The following is a 21,793-nucleotide window of genomic DNA, read 5'->3' as shown; positions in this document are numbered from 1 at the left end:
CGGGCGGAGCTCGGCGCGCGCTCTCCCGCGAACCCTTTCCGAGCGGGCCTGCGTTCTTGGGATCGGCGCCAGGGTCGCTGGTCTTGCCGCCGTTGCCCGTGGGGCCTTTGGCGGCGGAGCTCCCGGCGGGCGCGTTCTCCGTGGTGGAGGTGGGTTTTGCCGTCGGGGCGCTTCGTGTGTCGGGCGTCGCGCGGGTCCCGGGCGGCGTCTGGGGGGACGTGGTGTTCTTCGGCGTGGCCTCGTTCGGGGGCGCCTTGACGTTCGCTTCGTTCGCGCTCGGCGCAGCGCGTCCGGGCGCCGCCGAGCTGGTGTTTTGCTGGCCGGGAGCGGCGCGCGGGGTCGTGTTCTGGAGAGGGCCGGCGGTCGATCCGGTGGAGGGACGGCTTTCGCCCGGACCTGTCTGGATCGCGCCCGTCCTGGGGTTCGGGGAGACGGCGCCCTGGGGAGCGCTGTTGACCGGGGTCGTGGGGGCGGCCTGCGGCCGGGCTGCGGGGAGCGACGGAGCGCCGCTGCCCGGGGTCGTGGGGGCGGCCTGCGGCCGGGCGGTGGGGAGCGACGGAGCGTTCGTGACCGGGGTCGTCGTGGGGGCGCTCTGGGGCCGAGCGGCGGGGAGCGACGGAGCGCCGCTGCCCGGGGTCGTGGGGGCGCCCTGGGGCCCAGCGGCGGGGAGCGACGGCGCGTTCGTGACCGGGGTCGTCGTGTGGGCGCTCTGGGGCCGAGCGGCGGGGAGCGACGGAGCGCCGCTGCCCGGGGTCGTGGGGGCGGCCTGCGGCCGGGCGGTGGGGAGCGACGGAGCGCTGTTGACCGGGGTCGTGGGGGCGGCCTGCGGCCGGGCGGCGGGGAGCGACGGAGCGCCGCTGCCCGGGGTCGTGGGGGCGGCCTGCGGCCGGGCGGCGGGGAGCGACGGAGAGCCGCTGCCCGGGGTCGTGGGGGCGGCCTGCGGCCGGGCGGCGGGGAGCGACGGCGCGTTCGTGACCGGGGTCGTCGTGGGGGCGCTCTGGGGCCGAGCGGCGGGGAGCGACGGCGCGTTTGTGACCGGGGTCGTCGTGTGGGCGCTCTGGGGCCGAGCGGCGGGGAGCGACGGCGCGTTCGTGACCGGGGTCGTCGTGGGGGCGCTCTGGGGCCGAGCTGCGGGGAGCGACGGCGCGTTCGTGACCGGGGTCGTCGTGTGGGCGCTCTGGGGCCGAGCGGCGGGGAGCGACGGCGCGTTCGTGACCGGGGTCGTCGTGGGGGCGCCCTGGGGCCGAGCGGCGGGGAGCGACGGCGCGTCGGTGACCGGGGTCGTGGGGGCGCTGCGCGGCAGGCCGGAGGGGGCCGATCCGGCAGGATTCCCCGGCGTGGCGTTCTGGCTGCGCGGGACGTCGATCGGGGACACGCGCGGTCCCGGCGCGGAAGGCTGCGAGACCGGCGAGACCGGCGTGCTGGTCGGCGCTCGACCCGCGTTGTGCCCGCCGGCAGCGGCCGACGTGCTCCCGGAAGCATTCCCCGTCGTCGCCTGCGGCGCGGGGCTCGGCGTCGCGGCGGGAGAGCTCGGGGGCGTGGTGGCCTTGCGCGTGAACGGATCCCAGCCGGAGGTGGCCCTCGTCGTCTGGGTGGTGGCCTGGTTCGTGGCGCTGGGCGTGGACGATTCGCCGGGCGCCATGGCCTCGCTGGCCGTCGGATGTGCGAAGTTGCCTGCGCTTTTTGCCTGGCCACGCAGCGCTGACCGGATATCGCGGGACTGCGAGGACGAACGACGATGCGACGGCATGCCCAATGATTGACCGGAATCCGCGCCCCGCCAAGCGCCACCACCGCCGCACAGGGGCGGGGACCTGCCCCCCCGGCCATGGCACCCTCCTTCCCCAGCGTCTGTTCGCTTCGGGCTCGGCTGCAGTCAGGGGCGATGATTGCACCTGCGGCCCGCGAAAGCGTGCGCATCGCGGCGCTGCGTCGGATGCCGCCGTGAACCTGCGCGAGCCGGCGCCACGGCGTGCCGGCGTGCATGTGCGACGGGCGCTGCGGCTGCGGCCGTCAGCCGCCGTCGTGGCGAGTTGTCTCGCGCGGCGCGTTCGTGTACGAGGTGCGAGAGGGCAGCGCTGGATCACGAAGCCGTCGCGCAGGGCCAGGAGAGCGAGGATCCATGAGCATCACGACGATCGCCGTTGCCGACTTCGAGCCTGCGACGGCGCCGCTGCCCGCGTTCGACGAGGAATCGGCGGTGCAGAGCCTGCTCGTCTCGCCCGTCGAGGCCGCCTATCGCCATCGCCTGCCCCTCGTCGGGCGCACGGACGTGCACCCGCTCGTCCAGGCGGCTTACATGGCGTTCACCCAGCGCTACCCCCTTGTGCTCTCGCCCGACGTGATCTGGTTCTGCCTGGCCCGTGGGTTCACGCTCCACGTCGCTGCGAACGAGGAGCAGCGGCGTCAGGTCCTCCTCGAGGACAGCGACTTCGAGCTGAGGATCGATCGGCCGGATTTCACGCTGGGTGAGGTGAACCCGTGGCCCGTCGCGTTTCCGGATTTCTCCAGCCAGATCGCCGCGCGGGTCGGCAAGCTGCGGGAGCTCGTGACCGCCAGTTTCTCGACCACGGGACCGGTGGAGCGCGTGGCGTCGGAGCTCACGGTGATGACGCCGTTCGTGCCGCACTTCGAGTGGCAGCCGCCCTTCCCCGCGGACATGAGCTTTCCGGACCGTGGAATCCCCCGCATTTACCTGCTCGGCACGGCGGACGACTGGCGCTGGGTGCGCCACCGCGCGGCGGCGTTCGGCCCGTTCGGGGCAGAGCGCTGGACTCACGCTCTCCTGCCGGTGCTCGACCAGATCGTCGCCTCGGCGGAGGGCCGTCAAGATCCGGCGTTCTGGCGCGCCTTCTTCCGGTACGAGAACTCCGCGGATGAGCTCACCGGGTGGATCCACGTGCTTTTTCCGTACCTGCGCGCCTGGCCTGCCGACCACTTCGTTCCGAATACGTATCTCGACGGCTGGCTCGAACGGTGGCAGGCCGCGGAGGCCCGGCGCAACCCGCTCGCCGCGCTGGCGAAGCCGGAGGGGCCTGGGCTCGCTCGGCTCCCGCCCGGGCTGACCAGCGCGTCCTTGCGGTTCCTCGATGAGCACCGCCGGGAGCACCCCCTGGAGTTCATCAGCGGTCTCATCGGCGTCATGCAGGACCAGCACTCGCTCGCGCTCATCCCGGAGTTCGTCTGGGCCGTCGTGCACGGAGAGCCCTGGCCCGCGGCCAAGCCGCCCGCCGAAGCGCGCTGAGGTCGAACGGTCGCCGGTACCCCGCTGCCGGGCGTCGAGAGGGCTTCCGGTACCGCCGCCAGCACCCGCCCCCGTCGTCTGCAAGGCAATTTTGCTGCTGGAACGGGCGGCATTCGCAGCGGGGAACCGGAATTTAACGCAAAGGCGCAAAGGGGCAAGAGAGAGTGGGGGAGTCATTCCTGTAATCCGTTGACCACGCGATGCTCGCTGACCCCACCTTCGCCGGCGCGATCTGCGACCGGTTGGTCCACAACGCGCATGTGCTCTCGCCGAAGGGGCCGTCGATCAGGAAGAAGAAAGGGCTCGAAGAGAAGAACCTGGAAGACTAGGGCTGATCATCCAAGAGGCGGGGAGCGAGAGACGGCGAGAGGGAGAGATTCTTTTTTTTCTTCCTCCCCGCCTCCTCGCCTCCCTGTGAAAATTCTCCGGGTTTCAACATTGGTGTTCCAGGCCTTCTCGTTCCTCCCCTCTCCGTCGTTTTGCGCCTTTGCGCCTTTGCGCCTTTGCGTTGAATTCTGGCTGCTCCGCAGGACCTGCGGGTTGGATTGAAGGGATCAGCCCATCGAACCGTCGCCGCGGTCTGCGCCCGCCCCTCGCGGCCGAGCTACCCGAACCGCAGCGCGAGCCCCGCCCCCCCGCCCTCGACCACGATCTCCCTGTCCCGGCACCCCGGATCCTCCGCCATGCGCGCCGCGATCGGCGTGATGACCCGCTCCTCGATCACCCGCTTCAGCGGCCGCGCCCCCCGCCTCGGATCGAACCCCGCCTCGGCCAGCCAGGCCCGCGCCTCGGGCAGGACACGGAGCCGCAGGTTCCGCCGCACGAGCCCGGTGCGCGTCTCGGCCTTCGCGAGCTCCAGATCCACGATCCTGAGCACGCTGTCCCGCTCGAGGCTCCGGAACTGGACGACGTGATCGATGCGGTTCACGAGCTCCGGCCGGAAGTGCTCGCGCACGCCCGCCGGCGCCGCGCGCCTCGCCCGTAGCGCGCCCGCCGCGCCGCTCTCTCCGTCTCCGCCGCCGCTGAAGCCGACCGTCGCCCGATCGGCGACGCCGAGGTTCGAGGTCATCACGATCAGCACCATCCGGAAATCGACGTGCCGCCCGTCCTCGTCCGTCAGCCGGCCCTCGCCCAAGATCCCGAGCAGCAGGTCGAACACCTCGCGGTGGGCCTTCTCGATCTCGTCGAGGAGCACGAGCGACAGCGGCTCCTGCCGCACGCGCTGCGCGAGCGTCGTGGCGCCCGGCCGCCCCGCCTGGAGCAGCCGCGCCGACGAGCCCGGCAGCCGGTACTCGCTCATGTCGAGCCGGATCATCCGCCCCTCGTCGCCGAACATCGACCGCGTGAGCTCCTTCGCGAGCTCCGTCTTGCCCACGCCCGTCGGGCCGACGAAGAGCAGCGTGCCGCACGGGCGCTCGGGGTCGTTCATCCCCGCCTTGAAGCGCGCGAGCACCCGCGCCGCGGTGTCGCACGCCTCGTCCTGCCCGATCACGCGCCGCTTCAGCCCGCGCGCGATCGTCTCGGCGCTCGCGGGGATCTCGTCGGCGATCAGCTCGATCGGCAGCCCCGAGTGGCGCGCATAGGCCTCCGACACGTCCCGCGGGTAGAGCACGCGGCCGCCGTCCGCGCCTGCCCGGGCGCCGCCGTCCGCGCCTGCCCGGGCGCCGGCGTCCTGCGTGAGCCAGTCGATGAAGCGGAACGCCTTGCCAGGGAAGAGCACGTCGCGCCGGAACATCGCGAGGTGCTGGACCAGCCGCTTCTTGCCCGCCGGGTGCAACCGGACGCGCGCGTCCTTCCGCGCCTCGTACTCCGCGAGCAGCGCCGGCACCGCGGCCGGATCGGGCTCGCGCAGCCGCACGACCTGAAAGCACGCCACGAGCGAGGCCGCGCGGCGCTGGCACGCCTCGAGCTCCGGCTCGGTGCACTCCGCGATGAGGCTCACCTCGCCGGTCCGGAGCGCCGGCAAGAACATGTCGCCGATCGACGAGCCGTCCGGCTGCGGCCGGAGCAGCGGCAAGAGCGCGCCGACGTGCAGGAGATCCCCCTCGTGCGACAGCTCGCCCACGAGCTTCAGACACCGCGCCTGCCACATGCCGAGATACGTCATCCCGGCGAGCAGCCGGTCGGCCGAGGTGCTGAACAGGCCCGGCGAGAGCGCGCGCGCCTTGTCCCTCCGCCACGCCGCGAACCGCCGCGCCAGCCGGTAAACCCAGGTCGTCTTGCCGACGCCCGGGCCGCCCACGAGCAGGATCGACGGCAGCGGCGCGCCCTGCGCGGCGCGCGCGGCGTCGAACACCGGGAGCGCCTGCTCCAGCTCCTCCGACTCGCCCACGGCGACCGGGAGCCGCTGGCGCGCGGCCTTCTCGACAAGATCCTCGGCGACCGCGTGCAGCGTGGGGCGCTCGTCCGCCGCGCGCCGGGCCGAGCCCTCGGCGCGCGACGGGAAGCGGGGCGACCACGGGCGCACGTACTCGTCCCCCTCGCTGCGGAAATCGAAGAGCGACCGCGGCGACTCGCCGAGCAGCGCGCTCGTGACGAGCTGGCGGAGCACGTCGGGCGCAATCGAGAGATCCTCCACGATCACGGACCAGCCGAAGCGCGGGAGCATCACCCGGTATCCGCCCTCGGCGAGCTTGCTCGCGAGGTAGGTGAGCCGCAGCGGGATGCGGCGCCGGCCGACGACCGCCGCGCGCTTGACCGTGGTCTGCGGGTGAACATCGACGCCGAGCGTGCGCACCTCGAACGACTCGTCCCACAGATAGCGATCGAGGTCGTCCTCGCCCGTCGCCACCCGCGCGTGGAGCTCCACCTCGATCTTGCGCAGCACGTCCTCCTCGGAGGCGCCATAAGCGGACGGCGCCGGCCGGTCGAAGACGAATGCCCACGTGCGCAGGAGGATGCCGGTGACGCGGCCGTCGTGGTGGGCGATGAGATAGACGCGGAGCGATTTCTTCGTCATACGGCGGCATCGGCCAGGCGCAGCCGGAGCCCGCGAGCCTACCACACCCGGCCCCGACCCCCGCCGGCGCGGGCGAAACGTCGGGCGACGCTGTCCCGGCTCCGCCGCAACGACCCCCCGCCTCGCCGCGGGAGAGCGTCAAGACGCCTTTTGCCTCCGCGCCCCGGAGCGGCGCCGGAACACCCCTGACGGCCACGTCAATTCCGTGCTCCGTGGTGACAGCATGCGTCAAAACAGGCGCGCGCGGCGACGCAGGAACAACCATGCTGCAACATTGTGCTGGTGCGGAGCTGTGGAATCTTATACCCCCTGAGCTCACCAGCAGGTGTAGAGTGGCCTACATGCCGCACACGCCTTATTCCTTGGTACCTCGCCGTCGCGCGGTTCGAGCCGCGCTTTCTTTGTTCCTCTCGCTCGCGGCGCTCGCGGGGGTCACGCCCGCCAGCGCCGCGGTGGAGCAGCTGGACGGCGTGACGCTGCCCACGGAGGTCGGCGACGCCGAGCTCGGCCTCGTGACGAGCCGCGGGTTCCCGGAGAACGCCGTCACGCTCGATGGGCTCTTCATGTACCGGGGGGAGGACATCGATGCCGAGGCCGACGCGAGCACGGAGCCGGGCGTCTTCTCGCCACTCTGCGGCTTCACCGGGGAGCTCGTGCTGCGCGGGGGCGGGTGCAAGGTGGCGTTCGGCTGGTACAACGCGACAGCGACCGGCGCGCGCCCGCCGGACAACCAGATCTACGAGCTGATCCCCGCGGACACGTCCGTGGCGTTCCAGTGCGAGGACAACGACTTCTGCCCGCTGGCCACGATGGAGACCACCCAGGCGGGGCAGCACGACTGGACGCCGAGGCAGTTCTCGGCGGCGGACATCCGCGAAGATGCGCGGTACCAGGGCGGCCTGGTCGGCTTCGCGCTCATCGGCAAGGCGGGCACCTACTGCACCCAGACGAAGTTCTCGCAGCGCGAGCTGAACACCGTCTGCACGAGCTGCACGCCGAACGAGCCGTGGGTGACCACGCTGATCTACACGTCGACCGCCAGCCCCGACGCCTTCTATGTCGCCTTCGAGGACCTGCCCGTGACCGCGACGAGCTGGAAGGGGAGCCAGGGCGGGTACGAGAACGACGGCGATTTCAACGACTTCGTCTACTACATCACGGGAGTGACCTGCCAGGGCGGCGGCCAGGTCTGCGACACGGGCCTGCAGGGCGCGTGCGCCATCGGGAGGACGGGCTGCGCGACCGACGGCGATCCCGAGTGCCTGCCCGTCCTCGAGCCCGGCGAGCAGAGCGAGCGCTGCGACAACATCGACAACGACTGCGACGGCGAGGTCGACAACGGCGAGGGGCTCTGCGAGGAGGGCCTCGTCTGCAACCGCGGGTCGTGCGTGCCGTACTGCGGCCGCGGCGAGGTCGTCTGCAACGACGGCCTGGTCTGCGAGGAAGGCCTCTGCGTGGAGGAGGCGTGCGTGGGCGTGGCGTGCGAAGGCGGCCAGGTCTGCATCGGCGGCAACTGCGTGGGCGGGTGTGACGGCGTCACCTGCCCCGCGAACCAGGAGTGCCAGCTCGGGCGGTGCGTGGATCTCTGCGCCCAGATCACCTGCGAGGACGGCGCGGTCTGCGAGCGCGGCATCTGCCAGTCGAACTGCGGCTGCCGCACCTGCCCCGCCGGCAAGACGTGCGCGGGCGACGGCCGCTGCGTCGACGAGGGCTGCCAGGACAAGACCTGTCCTGCAGGGCAGCTCTGCATCGGCGGGAGCTGCGCCGACGCGTGCGCGGGCGCCGTCTGCCCTGGCAACGCGCCGTGCGTCGGCGGGGTCTGCGGCGAGCCGCCGATCCACGGCGGCGTCACGGCCTCGAGCGGGGGCCAGGACGGAGGCGGCCTGTTCCTGGACGAGCCGTCGGATCCGACCAGCGGCGCGGGCGCGGGCGCGGGCGCCGGCGCGGGCGGCGCGGACGGCGGCGGGCCCGGCAAGCCCGACTCTTCCTGCGCCTGCCGCGCGGGCGCGACGTCGGAGGGCTCGCCGGCCAAGGTCGGCCTGCTCGGCCTCGGTCTCCTGCTCCTCGCCGGCCGCCGGCGCCGCACGCGCGCCGCACTCTAGTTCACCCGGCGGCGCGGGCCGCCATCGCGGCCGCGAGGGCCGCCACGAGGGCCGCCAGGAACCACGCGAGGCGCGCGCCGGGGGGCTCGCGCGCCGCGGCGCCGGCGGGCAGCGGGAACACCACCGATCGCACCCGCCGCGAATCCGCGTCGACAAGGAGCACGCCGTCGACGTCGAACGCGAGGCGGTACTCGAGCAGCTGCCGCCGCGTCGCGGGCGTATCGATGCGCGGCGCGAGCCGGCCTGTCTTCACCTCGGCGACATACCGACTCCGGCCGTGCGCCACGAGGTAGTCGGCGCGGAGCCCGACGGTGATCGGCTCTCCGTCGATCTGGACTCCATAGGAGACCGCGACCTGCCGGCCGACGATGGTGTACCCGAGCTCGCGGAGGAGCGCCTCGGCGCGGGCCTCTCCCGCCGCGCCCTGCTCCCGGCATCGCTCGATCCGGCGCCGCTGCCGGGCGCTCCGCCACGCGAGCCGGAGCGTCTGGACCAGCCCGAAGAAGAGCGCCGCGCCGGCCACGGCCAGGAGGAGCTCGGGCGGTATGTCGCGGAAATCCACGCAGCGTGCGTTTGCGCAGGAACCTGGAGTCCGGGCCAAGTTTTGTGCGAGGGGTTGTCAGCGGCCCGGCTGGCGCGCATGTCCACGGGCTCCTATTACAGTTCGGCAAGAGGCACACCGCCCGCTCGCGCGCTGGCGTGATGGCGCCGCCCGTCCGAGCGTGCCCGGCTGGTCTGGTCAGGGATGCACATCCATCGTTCGCGAGAGTCCCCTCATTTTCTAGCCGAGGCCCGTCCCTCCGTGGTTGACCCGGACAGCAGGCATTGCTCGCAGATCCGCCTGCTCACCGAGGTCGGCCGCGCGCTCGCGGCGGCGTGCTCCGCGCGCGAGATTCACGAGACCGTCCTCTCGGCGGCGAGGCAGCTGAGCGGCGCCGACAGGGCCGTCTTGATCCTGAGCGACGACCAGGAGCGGCCGATCGTGCGATCCTCGCTGGGGCTCGATCCGGCGCTGGTCGCCGAGCTTCGCCGCCGCCCCCTGCCGAGCTTCGACGAGGGGGTCGCGCGTGCGCTGCACGGGTCCGCCCACGTCGTCGCCGCCCCCCTGATCGTCCGCGACCGCGTCTCCGGCGTGCTCGCGGTCGAGCGCCTCCGCCCGGGCTCGGACGAGGATGCCTGGCTGCTCGCGGCGCTCGCCGATCACGCCGCGGTCGCGCTCGCCAGCGCGGACGGGGCGGCGTCTCCGGGGCCCTCGGCCGTCGCGCCGGGCGCGGCGGCGCAGCGCGCTGACGAGGCCGCCCCACGCGACGGCAGCCGAGAGCAGGACGCGCGCCTGGAGGTGGACGTGCAGCGCGAGCGCTATCGCCTCCTCTCTCGAGCGATCAAGGACCCGATCTGGGACTGGGACATCCGGACGGACCACGTCGAGCGCAACGACACGTTTTACGCCGTCTTCCGTTACGCTCGCGAGGATACGGCGCCCACGGGCTCCTGGTGGCTCGGCCGCTTGCTGCCCGAGGATCGCGACCGTGTGCTGCGCGGCTTCGAGGAGAGCGTCTACGGCAGCGCCGACAGCTGGTCGGAGCACTACCGCGCGTACCGAGGCGACGGCTCGGTCGCCCGCGTGTTCGATCGCGGCTCGGTGCTCCGCGACGCGCGCGGCAAGGCGATCCGCATGGTCGGCGCGGTGGTCGACCTGAGCGAGCAGTTCCGGATCGAGAGCGCGCTCAAGGACCGAGAGGACCGGCTCCGGCTCGCCACGTGGGCGGCGGACGTGGGCACGTGGAGGGTCGATCTCGCGACGCATTTCGATACGAGGGACGCGAGCCTGAACCGCATCCTGGGCCTGGAAGAGCGCGAGACGACGCAGCCCAACGACGACTGGCTGAGCCGCGTTCACCCGGACGATCGCGACGCGGTGAGGTCCAACTTCGAGCGGACCGTGCGCGATCGGCACGTCTACGACATCGTCCATCGCATCGTCCGCCCCGACGGGGCGATCCGGTGGGTCCACGACCGCGGGCGGCTCATCTGCGATCAGGACGGCTCCCCGCTGTTCTTGACGGGCGCTGTCGTCGACATCACCGAGCTGAAGCAGCTCGAGGGCGAGCGCGCGGATCTGCTCCGCCGCGAGCAGCTGGCGCTCGCCCGGTCGGAGCAGGACCGCCTCCGCGCCGAGGACGCGAACCGCATGAAAGACGAGTTCCTCGCGACGGTCTCTCACGAGCTGCGGACGCCGCTCACCGCGATCCTGGGCTGGGCGCGGCTGATCAAGGAGAGGGACATCGGGTCGGAGCGCGTCAAGCAGGGCATGGCGGCGATCGAGCGCAACGCCCACGCGCAGGCGCAGATCGTCGACGACGTCCTCACGGTCTCCCGGATCATCACCGGCAAGCTGCGGTTGAACACGGTCGCGGTCGATCTCGCCGGCGTCGTCGAGGCCGCCGTGGACACCATCACGCCGACGGCGAGGGCCAAGGACATCGAGATCGGCGTCGAGCTCGGCGAGGCGCTGGGCCACATGAGCGGCGACCCGGATCGCCTCCAGCAGGTCATGTGGAATCTGCTCTCCAACGCGGTGAAGTTCACCCCGAAGGGAGGTCGGGTGACGGTCCGCGTGGGGCGGAGCGACTCGCAGGTCATGATCGCGGTCACCGACAACGGCAAGGGCATTGCCAGGTCGCTCCTGCCTTATGTCTTCGACCGCTTCCGCCAGGGCGACTCCTCGCCCACGAGGGCCCACGGCGGGCTCGGCCTGGGGCTCGCGATCGTCCGCCACCTCGTCGAGCTGCACGGAGGCACGGTGGAAGCGGAGAGCCGGGGCGAGGGGGGCGGCGCCACGTTCACGGTGACGCTCCCCCTGCATGCGGCGCCATCCAGCGTGCGCGAGGGGCCGCCGACTGCGCCCTGGCGCGTCGCGCTCGAAGACGGGGAGTCGACGCCGCTGAGCGGAATTCACGTCCTCCTCGTCGAGGATGAGCCGGACGCCCGCGAGATGATCGCGTTCCTGCTGGAGGGAGCGGGCGCGCGGGTCACCACGGCTGGCTCGATGAGCGACGCCATGAGCGTCCTGGAGCGGCTGAGGCCCGATGTCCTGGTGAGCGACATCGGCATGCCGGGGGAGAGCGGCTACACGCTGATAGGGCAGGTGCGCGCGGCGGGCCGGGACGAGATCCGGGCGATCCCCGCGGTGGCCCTGACCGCCTATGCCCGGATCGAGGACCAGAGGAGGGCGCTCGCGGCCGGCTTTCAGAAGCACGTCGCGAAGCCGATCGACCCTGCCGCCCTGGTGAAGGTGATCGCGGACCTCGCGGGCCGCCCGTGATCCGCGATGGGGAGGGCTGGATTCTCGCGCCCGCTCTCTCCCCCTCTGCGCCTCAGGCCAGCTCGACCTCGAGCAGCCACAGCATCAGCGCCTTCTGCACGTGCAGCCGGTTCTCGGCCTGGTCCCACACGCGCGAGCGCGGCCCTTCCAGCGTCTCGTCGTCGATCTCCTCGCCCCGGTGCGCCGGCAGGCAGTGGAGCACGACCGCGTGCGGCGCGGCCTTCGCCATCACCCCCGCGTCCACCGTCCAGCCGGCGAACGCGGCGCGGCGCCGCTCCGCCTCGCCCTCCTGCCCCATGCTCGCCCACACATCGGTGTTCACCACGTCCGCGCCCGCCGCGCCCTCGCGCGGGTCGTTCACGATCGTGACGTGGCCTGTCGCCCGCGCCCGCTCGACCTCGTCCGCGGGCGGCAGGTACCCCTCGGGCCCCGCGAGCACGAGGTGGAAGTCGAAGAGCGGCGCCGCCTCGAGCCACGAGCGCGCCATGTTGCTCGCGCAGTCGCCCAGGAAGGCGATGCGCCGGCCGGCGATGCCGCGCCTGTCCCCGCCCGCCGCGAGCGCCTCCTCGATCGTGAAGATGTCGCTGAGCACCTGCACCGGGTGACCGTCGTCCGAGAGCGCGTTGATCACCGGCACGCTCGCCTCCGCCATCTCGAGCAGGCGCGCGGTCGACGACGTGCGAAACGCGATCGCGTCGCAGTACCGGGCGAGCACCCGCGCCGTGTCGCGGATCGGCTCGCCGCGCGCGATCTGGCTGCCCTGGGTGCTCAGCACGACCGGCTGCGCGCCGAGCTGCGCGATCCCGACCTCGAACGACACGCGCGTGCGCGTGCTCGCCTTCTCCAGGACCACCGCGACGGAGCGGCCGGCGAGCAGCGTCGCGCGCCGCCCCTTCGGCTCCTCCTTCAGGCGAGCGGCGAGCCTGAGCACGCGATGCGCTTCGGCCAGGGTCATGTCCGTGATCTTGAGGTAGTCGCGCTTCGCCATTGTCCCGCCTTCCGCGTCGCTGCCGTGTGCGCTGCCATCCAGAGAGGCGCGCCCTTCCGCCGCGGAGGAGCCCGCGATGAGCGCGCCGTGCGCCGCCGTGATGTGGCACAACCGGGACGCCGCCGTCAATCCGCCGCTCGCCACCGCGGTGAGCGCGAGCAGCGGAGTCCGCGAGGCGCGGTGTCGGACTGCGGCCGTCTCCTCCGCCCCCGGCGCGACTCGCGCCCTCGGCCGGGCGGCCCGGCGCTCAGCGCCCGATCTCGATGTGCCACGCCCCCTCCGAGATCGGCTCCACCGACGCGCGGATCCCGAGCAGATCGCGGAGCAGCTGCAGGTGGGTCGTCGTGTGCGACGACGGGCGCACCGTCCGGAACGCGCCGCGCCCCGCGAGGGCGATCGGCAAGAGCAGCTGATCGGCCAGGTGCTCGCCGACCGGCACGCCCGCCGCGAGGTAGTCGCGCGCCTCCTCTGCGGCCTTCGCGCCGACCGACTCCGCGCGCACGCCCTTCTCGCCGAACCCGGTGAACACCTCGGTCACGTGCTCGCTCTCGACGACGATCGTGATCACGTTGCCCGGGCCGTGCCCGCCCCTCAGCACGCTCGGCTTGAAGCAGGCCGGCTCCCAGCCGAGCACCGCCGCCGCCGCGTCGAGCTCTCGCAGCGCGACGGCGCTCGGGAGGTTCGACACCGTCGCCACCGCCCGCCGGCCGCGGAGCTCCCCGCGCGAGAGCAGCTCGAGCGGCGCGAGCGCGGGCACCGGCGCGATCGAGACGCGGGCCAGCCCGCCGCCGGCCGGATAGAACCCGGGCGTCACGAGCGTGGCGGTGATCTCCGGCCCCATCCGCCGCACGAGCGGCAGGTAGGCGAGGTCCAGGAAATCGAACGGCGGCGCCATGGGGTTGTGCGTGCCGCCCTCGAGCGTGAGCGTCGACGGCGCGGGCGCGCGGAGCAGCGCCGGGAGGACGGTCTGCAGCACGAGCGTCGTGCTCCCCGCGCTGCCGACCCGGAACGTGTGCTCGCCGGGCACGATCGCCGTCGGCCGGAACACGACCTCCTGCGACCCGAGGGCGGCGCCCGACACCTCGGCGCGGCCGACCTGGGCGGCGGCCTGGACCGAGGTGAGGTGCTGCCGCATCAGCCCCGGGCGCGCGCGGCCCTTGCGGATCGAGGTGATCCGCACGGGCGTCTGCGTGATCAGCGAGAGGCTGAGCGTCGTGCGGAGGATCTGGCCCCCTCCCTCTCCCGTGGATCCATCGATGGTCAGCATGGCAGTCGACTCTCCCTCGATGAGCGATACCACGACCCCGGCCGCGGCTCACCCCGATCGCGGGGCGCTGGCCACGGCGCTTATCCGTGTGTATAACCGACTAGAGAACTTTCTATGACCCGCAAATCCACGGTGGTCCTCGGCATGCTCGGCCCGACGCTGGACACCGGCAAGACGCCGGAGCGCTGGTCGCGGTGGCGCCCGAGCGTCGCGCTCTGCCAGCACGAGGACCTGATCGTCGACCGGTTCGAGCTGCTCTACCAGCGCCGGTTCGAGGCGCTGGCCGGGACGGTGATGGGCGATGTGCGGCACGCCTCGCCGGAGACGGACCTCCGCGGTCACGTGGTCGAGGTGGACGACCCGTGGGACTTCGAGGCGGTGTATGGCGCGCTGCACGACTTCGCGAGGGCGTACCCGTTCGCGCCGGACCGGGAGGACTACCTCATCCACATCACGACGGGCACGCACGTCGCGCAGATCTGCCTGTTCTTGCTCACGGAGTCGCGTTACTTCCCCGGGCGGCTCATCCAGACGTCGCCGCCGAAGCGCGACCGGGCGGAGCTCGCGGCCGGGTCGTTCACGATCATCGATCTCGATCTCTCGAAGTACGACCGCATCGCGTCGCGCTTCCAGAAGGAGCAGCGCGAGGGGGTGTCGTTCTTGAAGAGCGGCATCGACACGCGCAACGCGGGGTATAACCGGCTGATCGAGCGGATCGAGCACGTGGCGATCGCGTCGCGCGCGCCGATCCTGCTCATGGGCCCGACGGGGGCGGGGAAGTCGCAGCTCGCGCGGAAGATCTACGATCTCAAGAAGGGTCGCCGGCAGGTGAGCGGCGATTTCGTGGACCTGAACTGCGCGACGATCCGCGGCGACGGGGCGATGTCGTCGCTGTTCGGGCACACGAAGGGCTCGTTCACGGGCGCGCTCAAGGACCGCCCGGGTCTGCTCCGCAAGGCGCACGAGGGGGTGCTCTTCCTCGACGAGATCGGCGAGCTCGGCGCGGACGAGCAGGCGATGCTGCTGCGCGCCATCGAGGAGAAGGCGTTCTTGCCTGTCGGCTCGGACCGGGAGGTGCGGAGCGAGTTCCAGCTCCTGGCCGGCACGAACCGCGATCTGTCGCAGGAGGTCGCGGCGGGGCGCTTCCGGGAGGATCTCCTGGCGAGGATCAACCTGTGGACGTTCCGGCTGCCGGGCTTGCGGGATCGGGTCGAGGACATCGAGCCGAACCTCGACTACGAGCTCGACGCCTCGGCGCGGCTGCTCGGCGTGCGGATCACGATGAGCCGCGACGCGCGCGAGCGGTTCCTCCGGTTCTCGACGTCGCGAGAGGCGCTGTGGCCTGGCAACTTCCGCGACCTCAACGCCGCCGTGACGCGGATGGCGACGCTCGCGCCCGGGGGCCGCATCGGGCTGCCGATCGTCGAGGAGGAGATCGCGCGGCTCTCGGAGGCCTGGCGGCGGGCGCCGGCGACCGGCGGCGCGGGCGGGGGAGAGGACGGCGAGGACCTCGTTGTCGCGGCGCTCGGCGCGAGGCGGGCGGCGGCGCTCGACCCGTTCGACCGGGCGCAGCTCGCCGAGGTGCTGCGGGTGCTGAAGCGCGCGCGGTCGCTGTCGGAGGCAGGACGGGTGCTGTTCGCGGCGTCGCGGGCGAAGAAGAAGAGCGTCAACGACGCGGACCGGCTGCGGAAGTACCTGGCGCGGTTCGAGATCGAGTGGAGCGAGGTGGCGGGGGGAGGGTAGGGAAGGGAGATTTCCGTTCCGATGGCCGCGTCAGCGCCGGCCTGCCGTGAGCTGCCGCGCAAGCGTCCGACGGCACGCTTCCTTCGGGTTTCTCCTTGGGAGCGTATCGGGATTCACGGCGGTGGCGGACTGCGCTCCGACGCACGACAGAGCACGCCTGCGTCAAGGCAAAAGGCCAAAGGAGCTCATGTGTCCCAGCCGTTGTCGCGCGTCACGGTCCTGCTCCGCGAGCGGAAGGACGAGCTCCTGCGTGAGTGGACATCACGTCTGCGGAACGATCCGAAGATCCCCCAAGCCCGCGAGCTCAACGAAGAGGATCTGAGAGACTCCACCCCGAAGCTCCTCGATGACCTCATCGACTCGCTCACGCAGAGCGCGCAAGCAGGCGGAGCCGGCGGCCAGGGCGGGGCCAGCGGCCAGGGCGGAGCCGGCGGCCAGGGCGGGGCCAGCGGCCAGGAGATCGGCAGCTCGGACGCCGCGAAGTTGCACGTGTCCAATCGCCTGGCCCAGCGCTACACGCTCGCGGAGGAGCTGCGCGAGTTCGGCACCCTTCGCTCCGTGATCATCGAGCTCTGCGCGCAGGAGCGGGTGATCCTCGGCGGCGAGGAGGCCCAGCTCGTGCATTCGACGCTCGACGAGGTGATGATCACCACGGCCGTCGAGCTGGAGAGGGCGAGCTCCGCCGAGCTCCGTCGTGACGCCGTGCTCCGCGAGCTGTTCATTGCGGTCCTCGGGCATGACCTGCGCAATCCGCTCGCTGCCATCCAGTTCGCCACCGCCTCGCTGCTCAAGCGCGAGGACGTCACGGCCGCCGTGACGCGGCTCGTCCAGCGGATCGCCGCGAGCAACGACAGGGCGGTGCGGATGGTCGAGGACATGCTCGACATGACGCGCATCCGCGCCCACGATGGTCTTCCTGTCGAGCCGAAGCCGGTCGATCTATATTCGATTTGCCAGCAAGTGATCGCGGAGATCGAGTCCAGTCACCCGGAGCATACCCTCCGCTTCAATGCCCGAGGCGACGGGCACGGCATGTGGGATCCGGGCCGGATGGGGCAGCTCCTGTCGAACCTGATCGGCAACGCCGTCGACTACAGCCCGCCTGAGGAGCCGGTGCAGGTGGAGCTACGCGGGGAGAAGAAGGCGGTCGTGCTCGAAGTGAACAATCGCGGGATCCCGATCGCGCCCGAGCTGTTGGCGGTGATCTTCGATCCCTTTCGTCGGGGCGAGCAGAGGCAAGAGGACCTGCGACGGACGAAGGGGCTCGGGCTGGGGCTCTTCATCGTCAAGGCGATCGTCGACGCTCACGGGGGCTCGATCCAGGTCACGAGCACGCAGGAGGAGGGCACCACGTTCCGCGTCACGCTCCCTCGTTCATCGTAGCGCGGTCGCTTCGCCCGCGTACGGCCTCGAGCGACTCATCCTTCCGGGGCCTCGCCGAGCGCGCGCATTGCGCGCACCAGCGCGTCGTACACGACCGCCACTCGAGGCACGCGGCGCAGCGCGGCGCGGGTGACGACGAACACCTCCAGCGCACCGAGCTCAGGGAGCCCGGGTAGGTTCAGCGCGACGAGGCCGGGCATCACCTGCGTGAGCGCCCGAGGCGCGACGGCCACGCCGAGCCCGGTCCGCACCGCCGCGAGCTGGGTCTCCACGCTCGAGCACTCGATCCGTGGGCGCGCGACGCCCAGCTGCGCGAGCCACTGACTCTCTGCCGTCTCCAGCCCGTCGCGAACGTAAGCTGTCCACGGGAGCTCTCGAGCCGACATCCGCGCCAGGCGCTTTTGCTGCGCGCGGGCGCCCAGCACCGCCAGCGGCAGGCGCGCGACGCGCTGGCCGACGAGGTCGCCGCGCGGCGTCCGGAAGAAGCGGAGGGCCACGTCCGCCTCGTGGCGGGCCAGGTCGGCGACGTCGTCCCCTGTGCGCAGGTCGATCGCCAGCTCCGGGTGCGCCGACAGGAGCGCCGGCAACACCGCTGGCACCACAACGTGCTGGGCGAGCCCCTCGGTGAGCGCGATACGAACGCGTCCGCGCGGCGTATCCTCGGCGTGCCGGGCCGTGTCTTCGAGCGCGAGCACGGCCCGCTCGACGGCCAGCGCGGCCTCGACCAGCGCTTCGCCGTGGCTCGTGCGGCGCACCGTGCGCGCCCCCCGCTCGAAGAGCGTTCGTCCGAGGGTGCGCTCGAGGAGGGCGATTCGCCGGCTCACCGTCGACTGGTCCGTGCCGAGGGCGCGCGCCGCGCCGGAGAAGCTCGCGCATCGGACGACCGAGAGAAAATAGCGGATGTCGTCCCACTGGTTCAACCCGAGGGACGCTTCGAGCGGCTGGCGCGCCGTGGCGCCTGTTCCACGCGTCACGGGGAGGGGGCGTGCCATGCATCTGTGCATAGCATGGGTGGACAAATTCGACTACCGAAGCCTTCGCGCCGTCGGCACACTCGCCCCATGCCTCATGCGCTCGTACTCCTTGGCCACGCGGATCCGAAGAGCTTCAACGCAGCCCTCGCCCGGGCCTACGCGGACGCCTTCCGCGCCGCCGGCGGCACCGCCACCCTGGTGACCCTCTCCGAGCTCCGCTTCGACCCAGTGCTCCGGCAGGGGCACGGGTCCGGGCAGGCGCTCGAGCCGGATCTCCTCGCGCTCCGCGGGGCCTTCGAGACCGCGCACCACGTGGCGTGGTTCTTCCCCACGTACTGGGCCTCACCGCCGGCGGTCGTGCGCGGCGTGGTGGACCGCCTCTTTCTCCCCGACTGGGCCTTTCGCTACGGGAGCGGCCCGCTGCCCGAGGGGCTCATGCGCGGGCGCAGCGCGCGCATGGTCACCACCATGGATAGCCCCGCGTTGTGGTACGCGTTCTCGCACAATCGAGCGATCCATGGCGCGTTCGTCTCCGGCACGCTTCGCTTCGTCGGCTTCGGGCCGATCCGCACCCGGACCATCTACGGGGTCCGGACGCTGAGCCAGGCGTCGCGCGAACGCTGGGTGCGGTCGATGGCAGAGCTCGCGCGCGTGGACTGCACGAAGGCTCCCGAGCAGCTCGTGGCGGCGCCGGCTGCGCTCTGATTCACGCGGCGAGGGCTGGTGCCGCTCGGTCGCGGCGGAGCGCGTGGGGCTCCGCAAGAGCCGCAGACATGTCACTGCCCGCGTTTGGCGTACGTGCCCATGAGGATCGCTTGCGCGAGCACGTGGCCCTTCATCGCAGCCTCGAGCTCGCGCCGGGTCGGCGTGCCGAGGTCCGGCAGCTCGGTGTCGAGCGCGTACAGATCGAAGAAGTAGCGGTGGCGCCCGATCGGCGGGCTCGGGCCGCGCCAGCCGGTCTCCCCCCAATCGTTCAGGCCCTCGCGCGTCCCCGGTGGCAGCGTCTGGCGCGTCGCGCCTTCAGGGAGCGACCGGGCGTCGGCGGGCACATTGTAGAGCACCCAGTGGACCCAATCGCGCTTCGGAGCCTTCGGATCGGGCGCGTCGGGATCGTGGACGACGAGGGCGAAGCTCTTCGTGCCCGGCGGCGGGTCCGACCACGGGAGCGGAGGCGACACGTCCTCGCCGTCGCTGGTGTAGTGGGCCGGGATCGGCTGCCCGTTCGCGAAGCTCGGAGAGGTGAGTTGGAACGTCATGCTCACCGGAGAGGCACGGGCCATACCCGGAGCGGGTGAGCTCGCTCGGCCGATCATTAGTGGTATGGCGCGGTGCAGCCCGGCGGCCGTGAGGCCCACCGCACGAGCGAGCCGGGCCGAGGACTCTTGTCGAGGAGGCCGTGTTGGAGTCGTCCGTGTGGCGCCCCTCGCGGCGGCTGCCGGCCTCGGCGCGGAGCGCCGCGCTGCTATGGAGATCGGGCGCCATCACCATCTCTGTATATTTACCGCTTCAGTTGACGGTCGCAACCCCTCGGTGACATCGGCGTGGTTCGCCGAGATCCACGTCACGGCGCGTTTGGGTTTACCGGTTCACCTGGTCGGCGCCGATCGATGACGGACGTCGCCTCCGCTGTTGATCGTGGCGCCCCGATGCCCCAGAGTGCCCGGCTCTGGAGGTCAGTTTCGATGGCTTTGCGTTCATTTCACCAGTCAGGTCTCCTGGTTCTTCTTGCGCTTGGGACGGTCGCGTTCCTGCCGGCCTGCTCGGACGACGACGGCGGCTCGTCCGGCAGCCCCGGGGGTACGGGCGGCGCGTCGGCGAGCTCCGGGGGCACCGCGGCTCAGGGCACCGGCGGCTCCGGGAACACCGGCGGCAGCGGCGGCGCCGGCGGGTCCGGGAACACGGGCGGCGCCGGGAACACGGGCGGCGGTGGCAGCGGCGGCGGTCCGGACGCGCCGGGGCTCACGCCCAATCCCCTCATCTCCCGCGGCAAGCCCGCCTTCGCCTCGAGGGGGACGGCGTCGGTCATCAACGACGGCAAATACAGGTCGGCGGGGACCTGGATCGCGGGCAAACCCATCGCAGGCGAGCCGGCCTGGGTCGCCATCCAGGTCGGCAGCGGGTACGAGCGGCTGCTCCTGAGCTGGTCGGCCTCGTACAACTACAACTACACGGACGTGCAATACGGCGCGCCGAGCGCCTACCGCGTGGAGACGTCGAGCGACTCCACGAACGGCTCGGACGGCACCTGGAAGGGCGTCGCCGAGGTGACCGACAACCCGGTCCGCACGCGCGCCCACAGCTTCGACTTCGGCGGCCAGAGCTGGGTCCGGCTCGTCGTGACCGAAGCGCCCGCGGCGTCCGACGAGTCCGGCGTCCAGCTCGACGAGATCGACGTGCACGACATCTCGAACGGCGCGGAGGACACGTGGTTCTTCTTCGGAGACAGCATCACGGCGTTCGCCTACGACCGCGACACCCCGGCCACGCAGCCGAGCTTCGCGGAGAACGTGCACGCGGCGCACGAGGCCCACTACCCCGCGATGATCAACGGCGGCATCGGGAGCGAGCTCACGGACGACGCGCTCGACCGCCTCGATGAGGCCCTGGCGCTGAACCCCGACTACCGCTTCTTCGCCATCGGCTACGGCACCAACGATTCGTGGGGCAACCACACCGACGCGAGCACCTTCAAGTCGAACCTGCAGGAGCTCATCGACAGGATCGAGGCCGCGGGCCGCGTCCCGGTGCTCGCGCGCATCCCGTTCTCGCCCGACGGCAACCACGACACGCTCGATGTGTTCAACAAGGCGATCGACGAGCTCACGCTGGAGAACGCCCTCGTTCCAGGGCCGGATCTGTATGCGTGGTTCGAGGGGCACCCCGAGCAGCTCCAGCCGGCTCCCGACCTGGTGCACCCGCTGCCCGAGGGCCGGATCGCCATGAACAAGCTCTGGGCCGAGGCCGTGGACGCCCTCTACTCCGGCCAGCAGTAGCGCGCGACGGCGCGAGGCGACCCGCGCGCGACGGCGCGAGGCGACCCGAGGCGACGCCGGCGCGGCGCCGCCGGCCGGCGCGCGTGCGGCCCTGAGCGGCCTTGCCACGCTGCGCGGGACGCGACACGATGCGCCTCGCGACCGGGCCGAGCGCCACGTGACGCGGCGGCTCGCGGGCGCCGGAGCGGAGCCGTGATGGACGACGATCGGGAAGAGGAGGACACGAGGAGGGACATCGCTCCCTACGTGCCGCGCCGCCCCGTGATGGCGGTGATCGGCAACGGCCTCGCGCTGGAGGCGGAGACCGAGGCCCTGTGCGTCGAGCTCGGGCGGCGCGCCGTCGAGGCGGGGTTCCGGCTCGTCACCGGCGGGCTCGGGGGCGTCATGGCCGCCGTCTCGCGCGGCGGGCGCGAGGCGACGACCTGGCGCGACGGCGATATCGTCGGGCTCCTGCCCGGGTACGAGGCCTCCGCGGCCAACCCGTACGTGGACATCGTCGTCCCCACCGGCCTGCAGATCGGGCGCAACATCCTGGTCGTCGCGGCGGCCGACGTCGTCGTGGTCGTCGGCGGGGGCGCGGGCACGCTGAGCGAGATCGCCGTCGCCTGGCAGCTCGGCAAGCCGCTGCTCGCGCTCGCGGCGAGCGGGGGCTGGGCGAGGCAGCTCGCCGGAGGGCGCGTGGACGACCGGCGCTCGGATCACATCGCGTCGGTCGCGAGCGCGGAAGAGGCCGTCGCGGCGGCGTGGGACCTCGCAGGCCGCGGCCGCGCCGGCCGGGCTTGAGCCGCCTCCGCCAGCACGACGAAGACTGGCGC

The 21,793-nt window shown here is 72.2% G+C and carries 16 protein-coding genes; 10 read left to right on the top strand and 6 right to left on the bottom strand.

All coding sequences use genetic code 11. The features are described 5' to 3' along the window. The first annotated feature begins 98 nt into the window (after positions 1 to 98). The 3 genes from WMF36_RS37450 (at position 99) to WMF36_RS37440 (ending at position 3,573) form a co-directional block, all read left to right on the top strand. Positions 99 to 1,763: a hypothetical protein gene (locus WMF36_RS37450; RefSeq protein ID WP_437575609.1), complete on the top strand. Its 1,665-nt coding sequence runs from the start codon at positions 99 to 101 to the stop codon at positions 1,761 to 1,763. 359 nt (positions 1,764 to 2,122) lie between these two features. Further along, positions 2,123 to 3,244: a DUF4419 domain-containing protein gene (locus tag WMF36_RS37445; protein WP_437575608.1), complete on the top strand. Its 1,122-nt coding sequence runs from the start codon at positions 2,123 to 2,125 to the stop codon at positions 3,242 to 3,244. A gap of 200 nt (positions 3,245 to 3,444) precedes the next feature. Next, entirely contained in the window at positions 3,445 to 3,573 is a 129-nt protein-coding gene (locus WMF36_RS37440; protein ID WP_437575607.1) for an ATP-binding protein, read from the top strand. A gap of 275 nt (positions 3,574 to 3,848) precedes the next feature. Here WMF36_RS37440 and WMF36_RS37435 read toward each other — a convergent pair whose 3' ends face one another. Then, positions 3,849 to 6,203 (bottom strand): AAA family ATPase, encoded by a 2,355-nt coding sequence (locus WMF36_RS37435; RefSeq protein WP_437575606.1) that lies wholly within the window; start codon positions 6,201 to 6,203, stop codon positions 3,849 to 3,851. A 401-nt stretch (positions 6,204 to 6,604) separates the two neighbouring features. Here WMF36_RS37435 and WMF36_RS37430 point away from each other — a divergent pair, with 401 nt between their 5' ends. Next, positions 6,605 to 8,305: an MYXO-CTERM sorting domain-containing protein gene (locus tag WMF36_RS37430; RefSeq protein WP_437575605.1), complete on the top strand. Its 1,701-nt coding sequence runs from the start codon at positions 6,605 to 6,607 to the stop codon at positions 8,303 to 8,305. A gap of 1 nt (position 8,306) precedes the next feature. Here the strand turns inward: WMF36_RS37430 and WMF36_RS37425 are convergent, their stop codons facing one another. Further along, on the bottom strand, positions 8,307 to 8,867 hold the full coding sequence (locus WMF36_RS37425; RefSeq protein WP_437575604.1) for a hypothetical protein: 561 nt from the start codon (positions 8,865 to 8,867) through the stop codon (positions 8,307 to 8,309). A 240-nt stretch (positions 8,868 to 9,107) separates the two neighbouring features. Between WMF36_RS37425 and WMF36_RS37420 the strand changes: the two genes are divergently transcribed. Continuing rightward, on the top strand, positions 9,108 to 11,630 hold the full coding sequence (locus tag WMF36_RS37420) for a PAS domain-containing protein (protein WP_437575603.1): 2,523 nt from the start codon (positions 9,108 to 9,110) through the stop codon (positions 11,628 to 11,630). 52 nt (positions 11,631 to 11,682) lie between these two features. On the opposite strand, the gene argF is transcribed toward WMF36_RS37420, so the two are convergent. Together argF and rtcA are read right to left on the bottom strand one after the other, a co-directional pair. After that, positions 11,683 to 12,618 (bottom strand): ornithine carbamoyltransferase, encoded by a 936-nt coding sequence (gene argF / locus WMF36_RS37415; protein ID WP_437575602.1) that lies wholly within the window; start codon positions 12,616 to 12,618, stop codon positions 11,683 to 11,685. 247 nt (positions 12,619 to 12,865) lie between these two features. Next, positions 12,866 to 13,885, bottom strand: coding sequence for an RNA 3'-terminal phosphate cyclase (rtcA, locus tag WMF36_RS37410; protein ID WP_437575601.1), 1,020 nt, complete (start codon positions 13,883 to 13,885; stop codon positions 12,866 to 12,868). Positions 13,886 to 13,999: 114 nt separating this feature from the next. Here rtcA and rtcR point away from each other — a divergent pair, with 114 nt between their 5' ends. Then, the gene (gene rtcR, locus WMF36_RS37405; protein ID WP_437575600.1) at positions 14,000 to 15,628 is read left to right on the top strand and encodes an RNA repair transcriptional activator RtcR; all 1,629 of its coding nucleotides are present in this window, start codon (positions 14,000 to 14,002) and stop codon (positions 15,626 to 15,628) included. 189 nt (positions 15,629 to 15,817) lie between these two features. Then, positions 15,818 to 17,011 carry an ATP-binding protein gene (locus WMF36_RS37400; RefSeq protein WP_437575599.1) on the top strand — a complete coding sequence of 398 codons (1,194 nt, stop codon included), beginning with the start codon at positions 15,818 to 15,820 and terminating at the stop codon, positions 17,009 to 17,011. Between the two features lie 35 nt (positions 17,012 to 17,046). Here WMF36_RS37400 and WMF36_RS37395 read toward each other — a convergent pair whose 3' ends face one another. Beyond that, positions 17,047 to 18,003 carry a LysR family transcriptional regulator gene (locus WMF36_RS37395; protein WP_437575598.1) on the bottom strand — a complete coding sequence of 319 codons (957 nt, stop codon included), beginning with the start codon at positions 18,001 to 18,003 and terminating at the stop codon, positions 17,047 to 17,049. A 69-nt stretch (positions 18,004 to 18,072) separates the two neighbouring features. Between WMF36_RS37395 and WMF36_RS37390 the strand changes: the two genes are divergently transcribed. Beyond that, complete coding sequence (locus WMF36_RS37390; RefSeq protein WP_437575597.1) at positions 18,073 to 18,690, top strand: NAD(P)H-dependent oxidoreductase; 618 nt, start codon at positions 18,073 to 18,075, stop codon at positions 18,688 to 18,690. 71 nt (positions 18,691 to 18,761) lie between these two features. Here WMF36_RS37390 and WMF36_RS37385 read toward each other — a convergent pair whose 3' ends face one another. Beyond that, on the bottom strand, positions 18,762 to 19,241 hold the full coding sequence (locus WMF36_RS37385) for a YbhB/YbcL family Raf kinase inhibitor-like protein (RefSeq protein WP_437575596.1): 480 nt from the start codon (positions 19,239 to 19,241) through the stop codon (positions 18,762 to 18,764). A gap of 426 nt (positions 19,242 to 19,667) precedes the next feature. Here WMF36_RS37385 and WMF36_RS37380 point away from each other — a divergent pair, with 426 nt between their 5' ends. Beyond that, on the top strand, positions 19,668 to 20,978 hold the full coding sequence (locus WMF36_RS37380; protein ID WP_437575595.1) for an SGNH/GDSL hydrolase family protein: 1,311 nt from the start codon (positions 19,668 to 19,670) through the stop codon (positions 20,976 to 20,978). A 195-nt stretch (positions 20,979 to 21,173) separates the two neighbouring features. After that, the gene (locus WMF36_RS37375) at positions 21,174 to 21,761 is read left to right on the top strand and encodes a TIGR00725 family protein (protein WP_437575594.1); all 588 of its coding nucleotides are present in this window, start codon (positions 21,174 to 21,176) and stop codon (positions 21,759 to 21,761) included. The last annotated feature ends 32 nt before the right edge of the window (positions 21,762 to 21,793 follow it).

Source organism: Sorangium sp. So ce887 (assembly GCF_051521455.1).
In the GTDB taxonomy this organism is placed as follows: domain Bacteria; phylum Myxococcota_A; class Polyangia; order Polyangiales; family Polyangiaceae; genus Sorangium.
The sequence above is the reverse complement of the archived record's forward strand: the minus strand, read 5'-3'. Positions and strand labels throughout refer to the sequence as shown.

Coding starts and splice junctions, on each gene's coding strand:
- WMF36_RS37445 (WP_437575608.1), top strand. CDS start 2,123: ATGAGCATCACGACGATCGCCGTTGCCGACTTCGAGCCTGCGACGGCG.
- WMF36_RS37440 (WP_437575607.1), top strand. CDS start 3,445: ATGCTCGCTGACCCCACCTTCGCCGGCGCGATCTGCGACCGGTTGGTC.
- WMF36_RS37435 (WP_437575606.1), bottom strand. CDS start 6,203: ATGACGAAGAAATCGCTCCGCGTCTATCTCATCGCCCACCACGACGGC.
- argF (WP_437575602.1), bottom strand. CDS start 12,618: ATGGCGAAGCGCGACTACCTCAAGATCACGGACATGACCCTGGCCGAA.
- rtcA (WP_437575601.1), bottom strand. CDS start 13,885: ATGCTGACCATCGATGGATCCACGGGAGAGGGAGGGGGCCAGATCCTC.
- rtcR (WP_437575600.1), top strand. CDS start 14,000: ATGACCCGCAAATCCACGGTGGTCCTCGGCATGCTCGGCCCGACGCTG.
- WMF36_RS37395 (WP_437575598.1), bottom strand. CDS start 18,003: ATGGCACGCCCCCTCCCCGTGACGCGTGGAACAGGCGCCACGGCGCGC.
- WMF36_RS37390 (WP_437575597.1), top strand. CDS start 18,073: ATGCCTCATGCGCTCGTACTCCTTGGCCACGCGGATCCGAAGAGCTTC.
- WMF36_RS37385 (WP_437575596.1), bottom strand. CDS start 19,241: ATGACGTTCCAACTCACCTCTCCGAGCTTCGCGAACGGGCAGCCGATC.
- WMF36_RS37380 (WP_437575595.1), top strand. CDS start 19,668: ATGGCTTTGCGTTCATTTCACCAGTCAGGTCTCCTGGTTCTTCTTGCG.
- WMF36_RS37375 (WP_437575594.1), top strand. CDS start 21,174: ATGGACGACGATCGGGAAGAGGAGGACACGAGGAGGGACATCGCTCCC.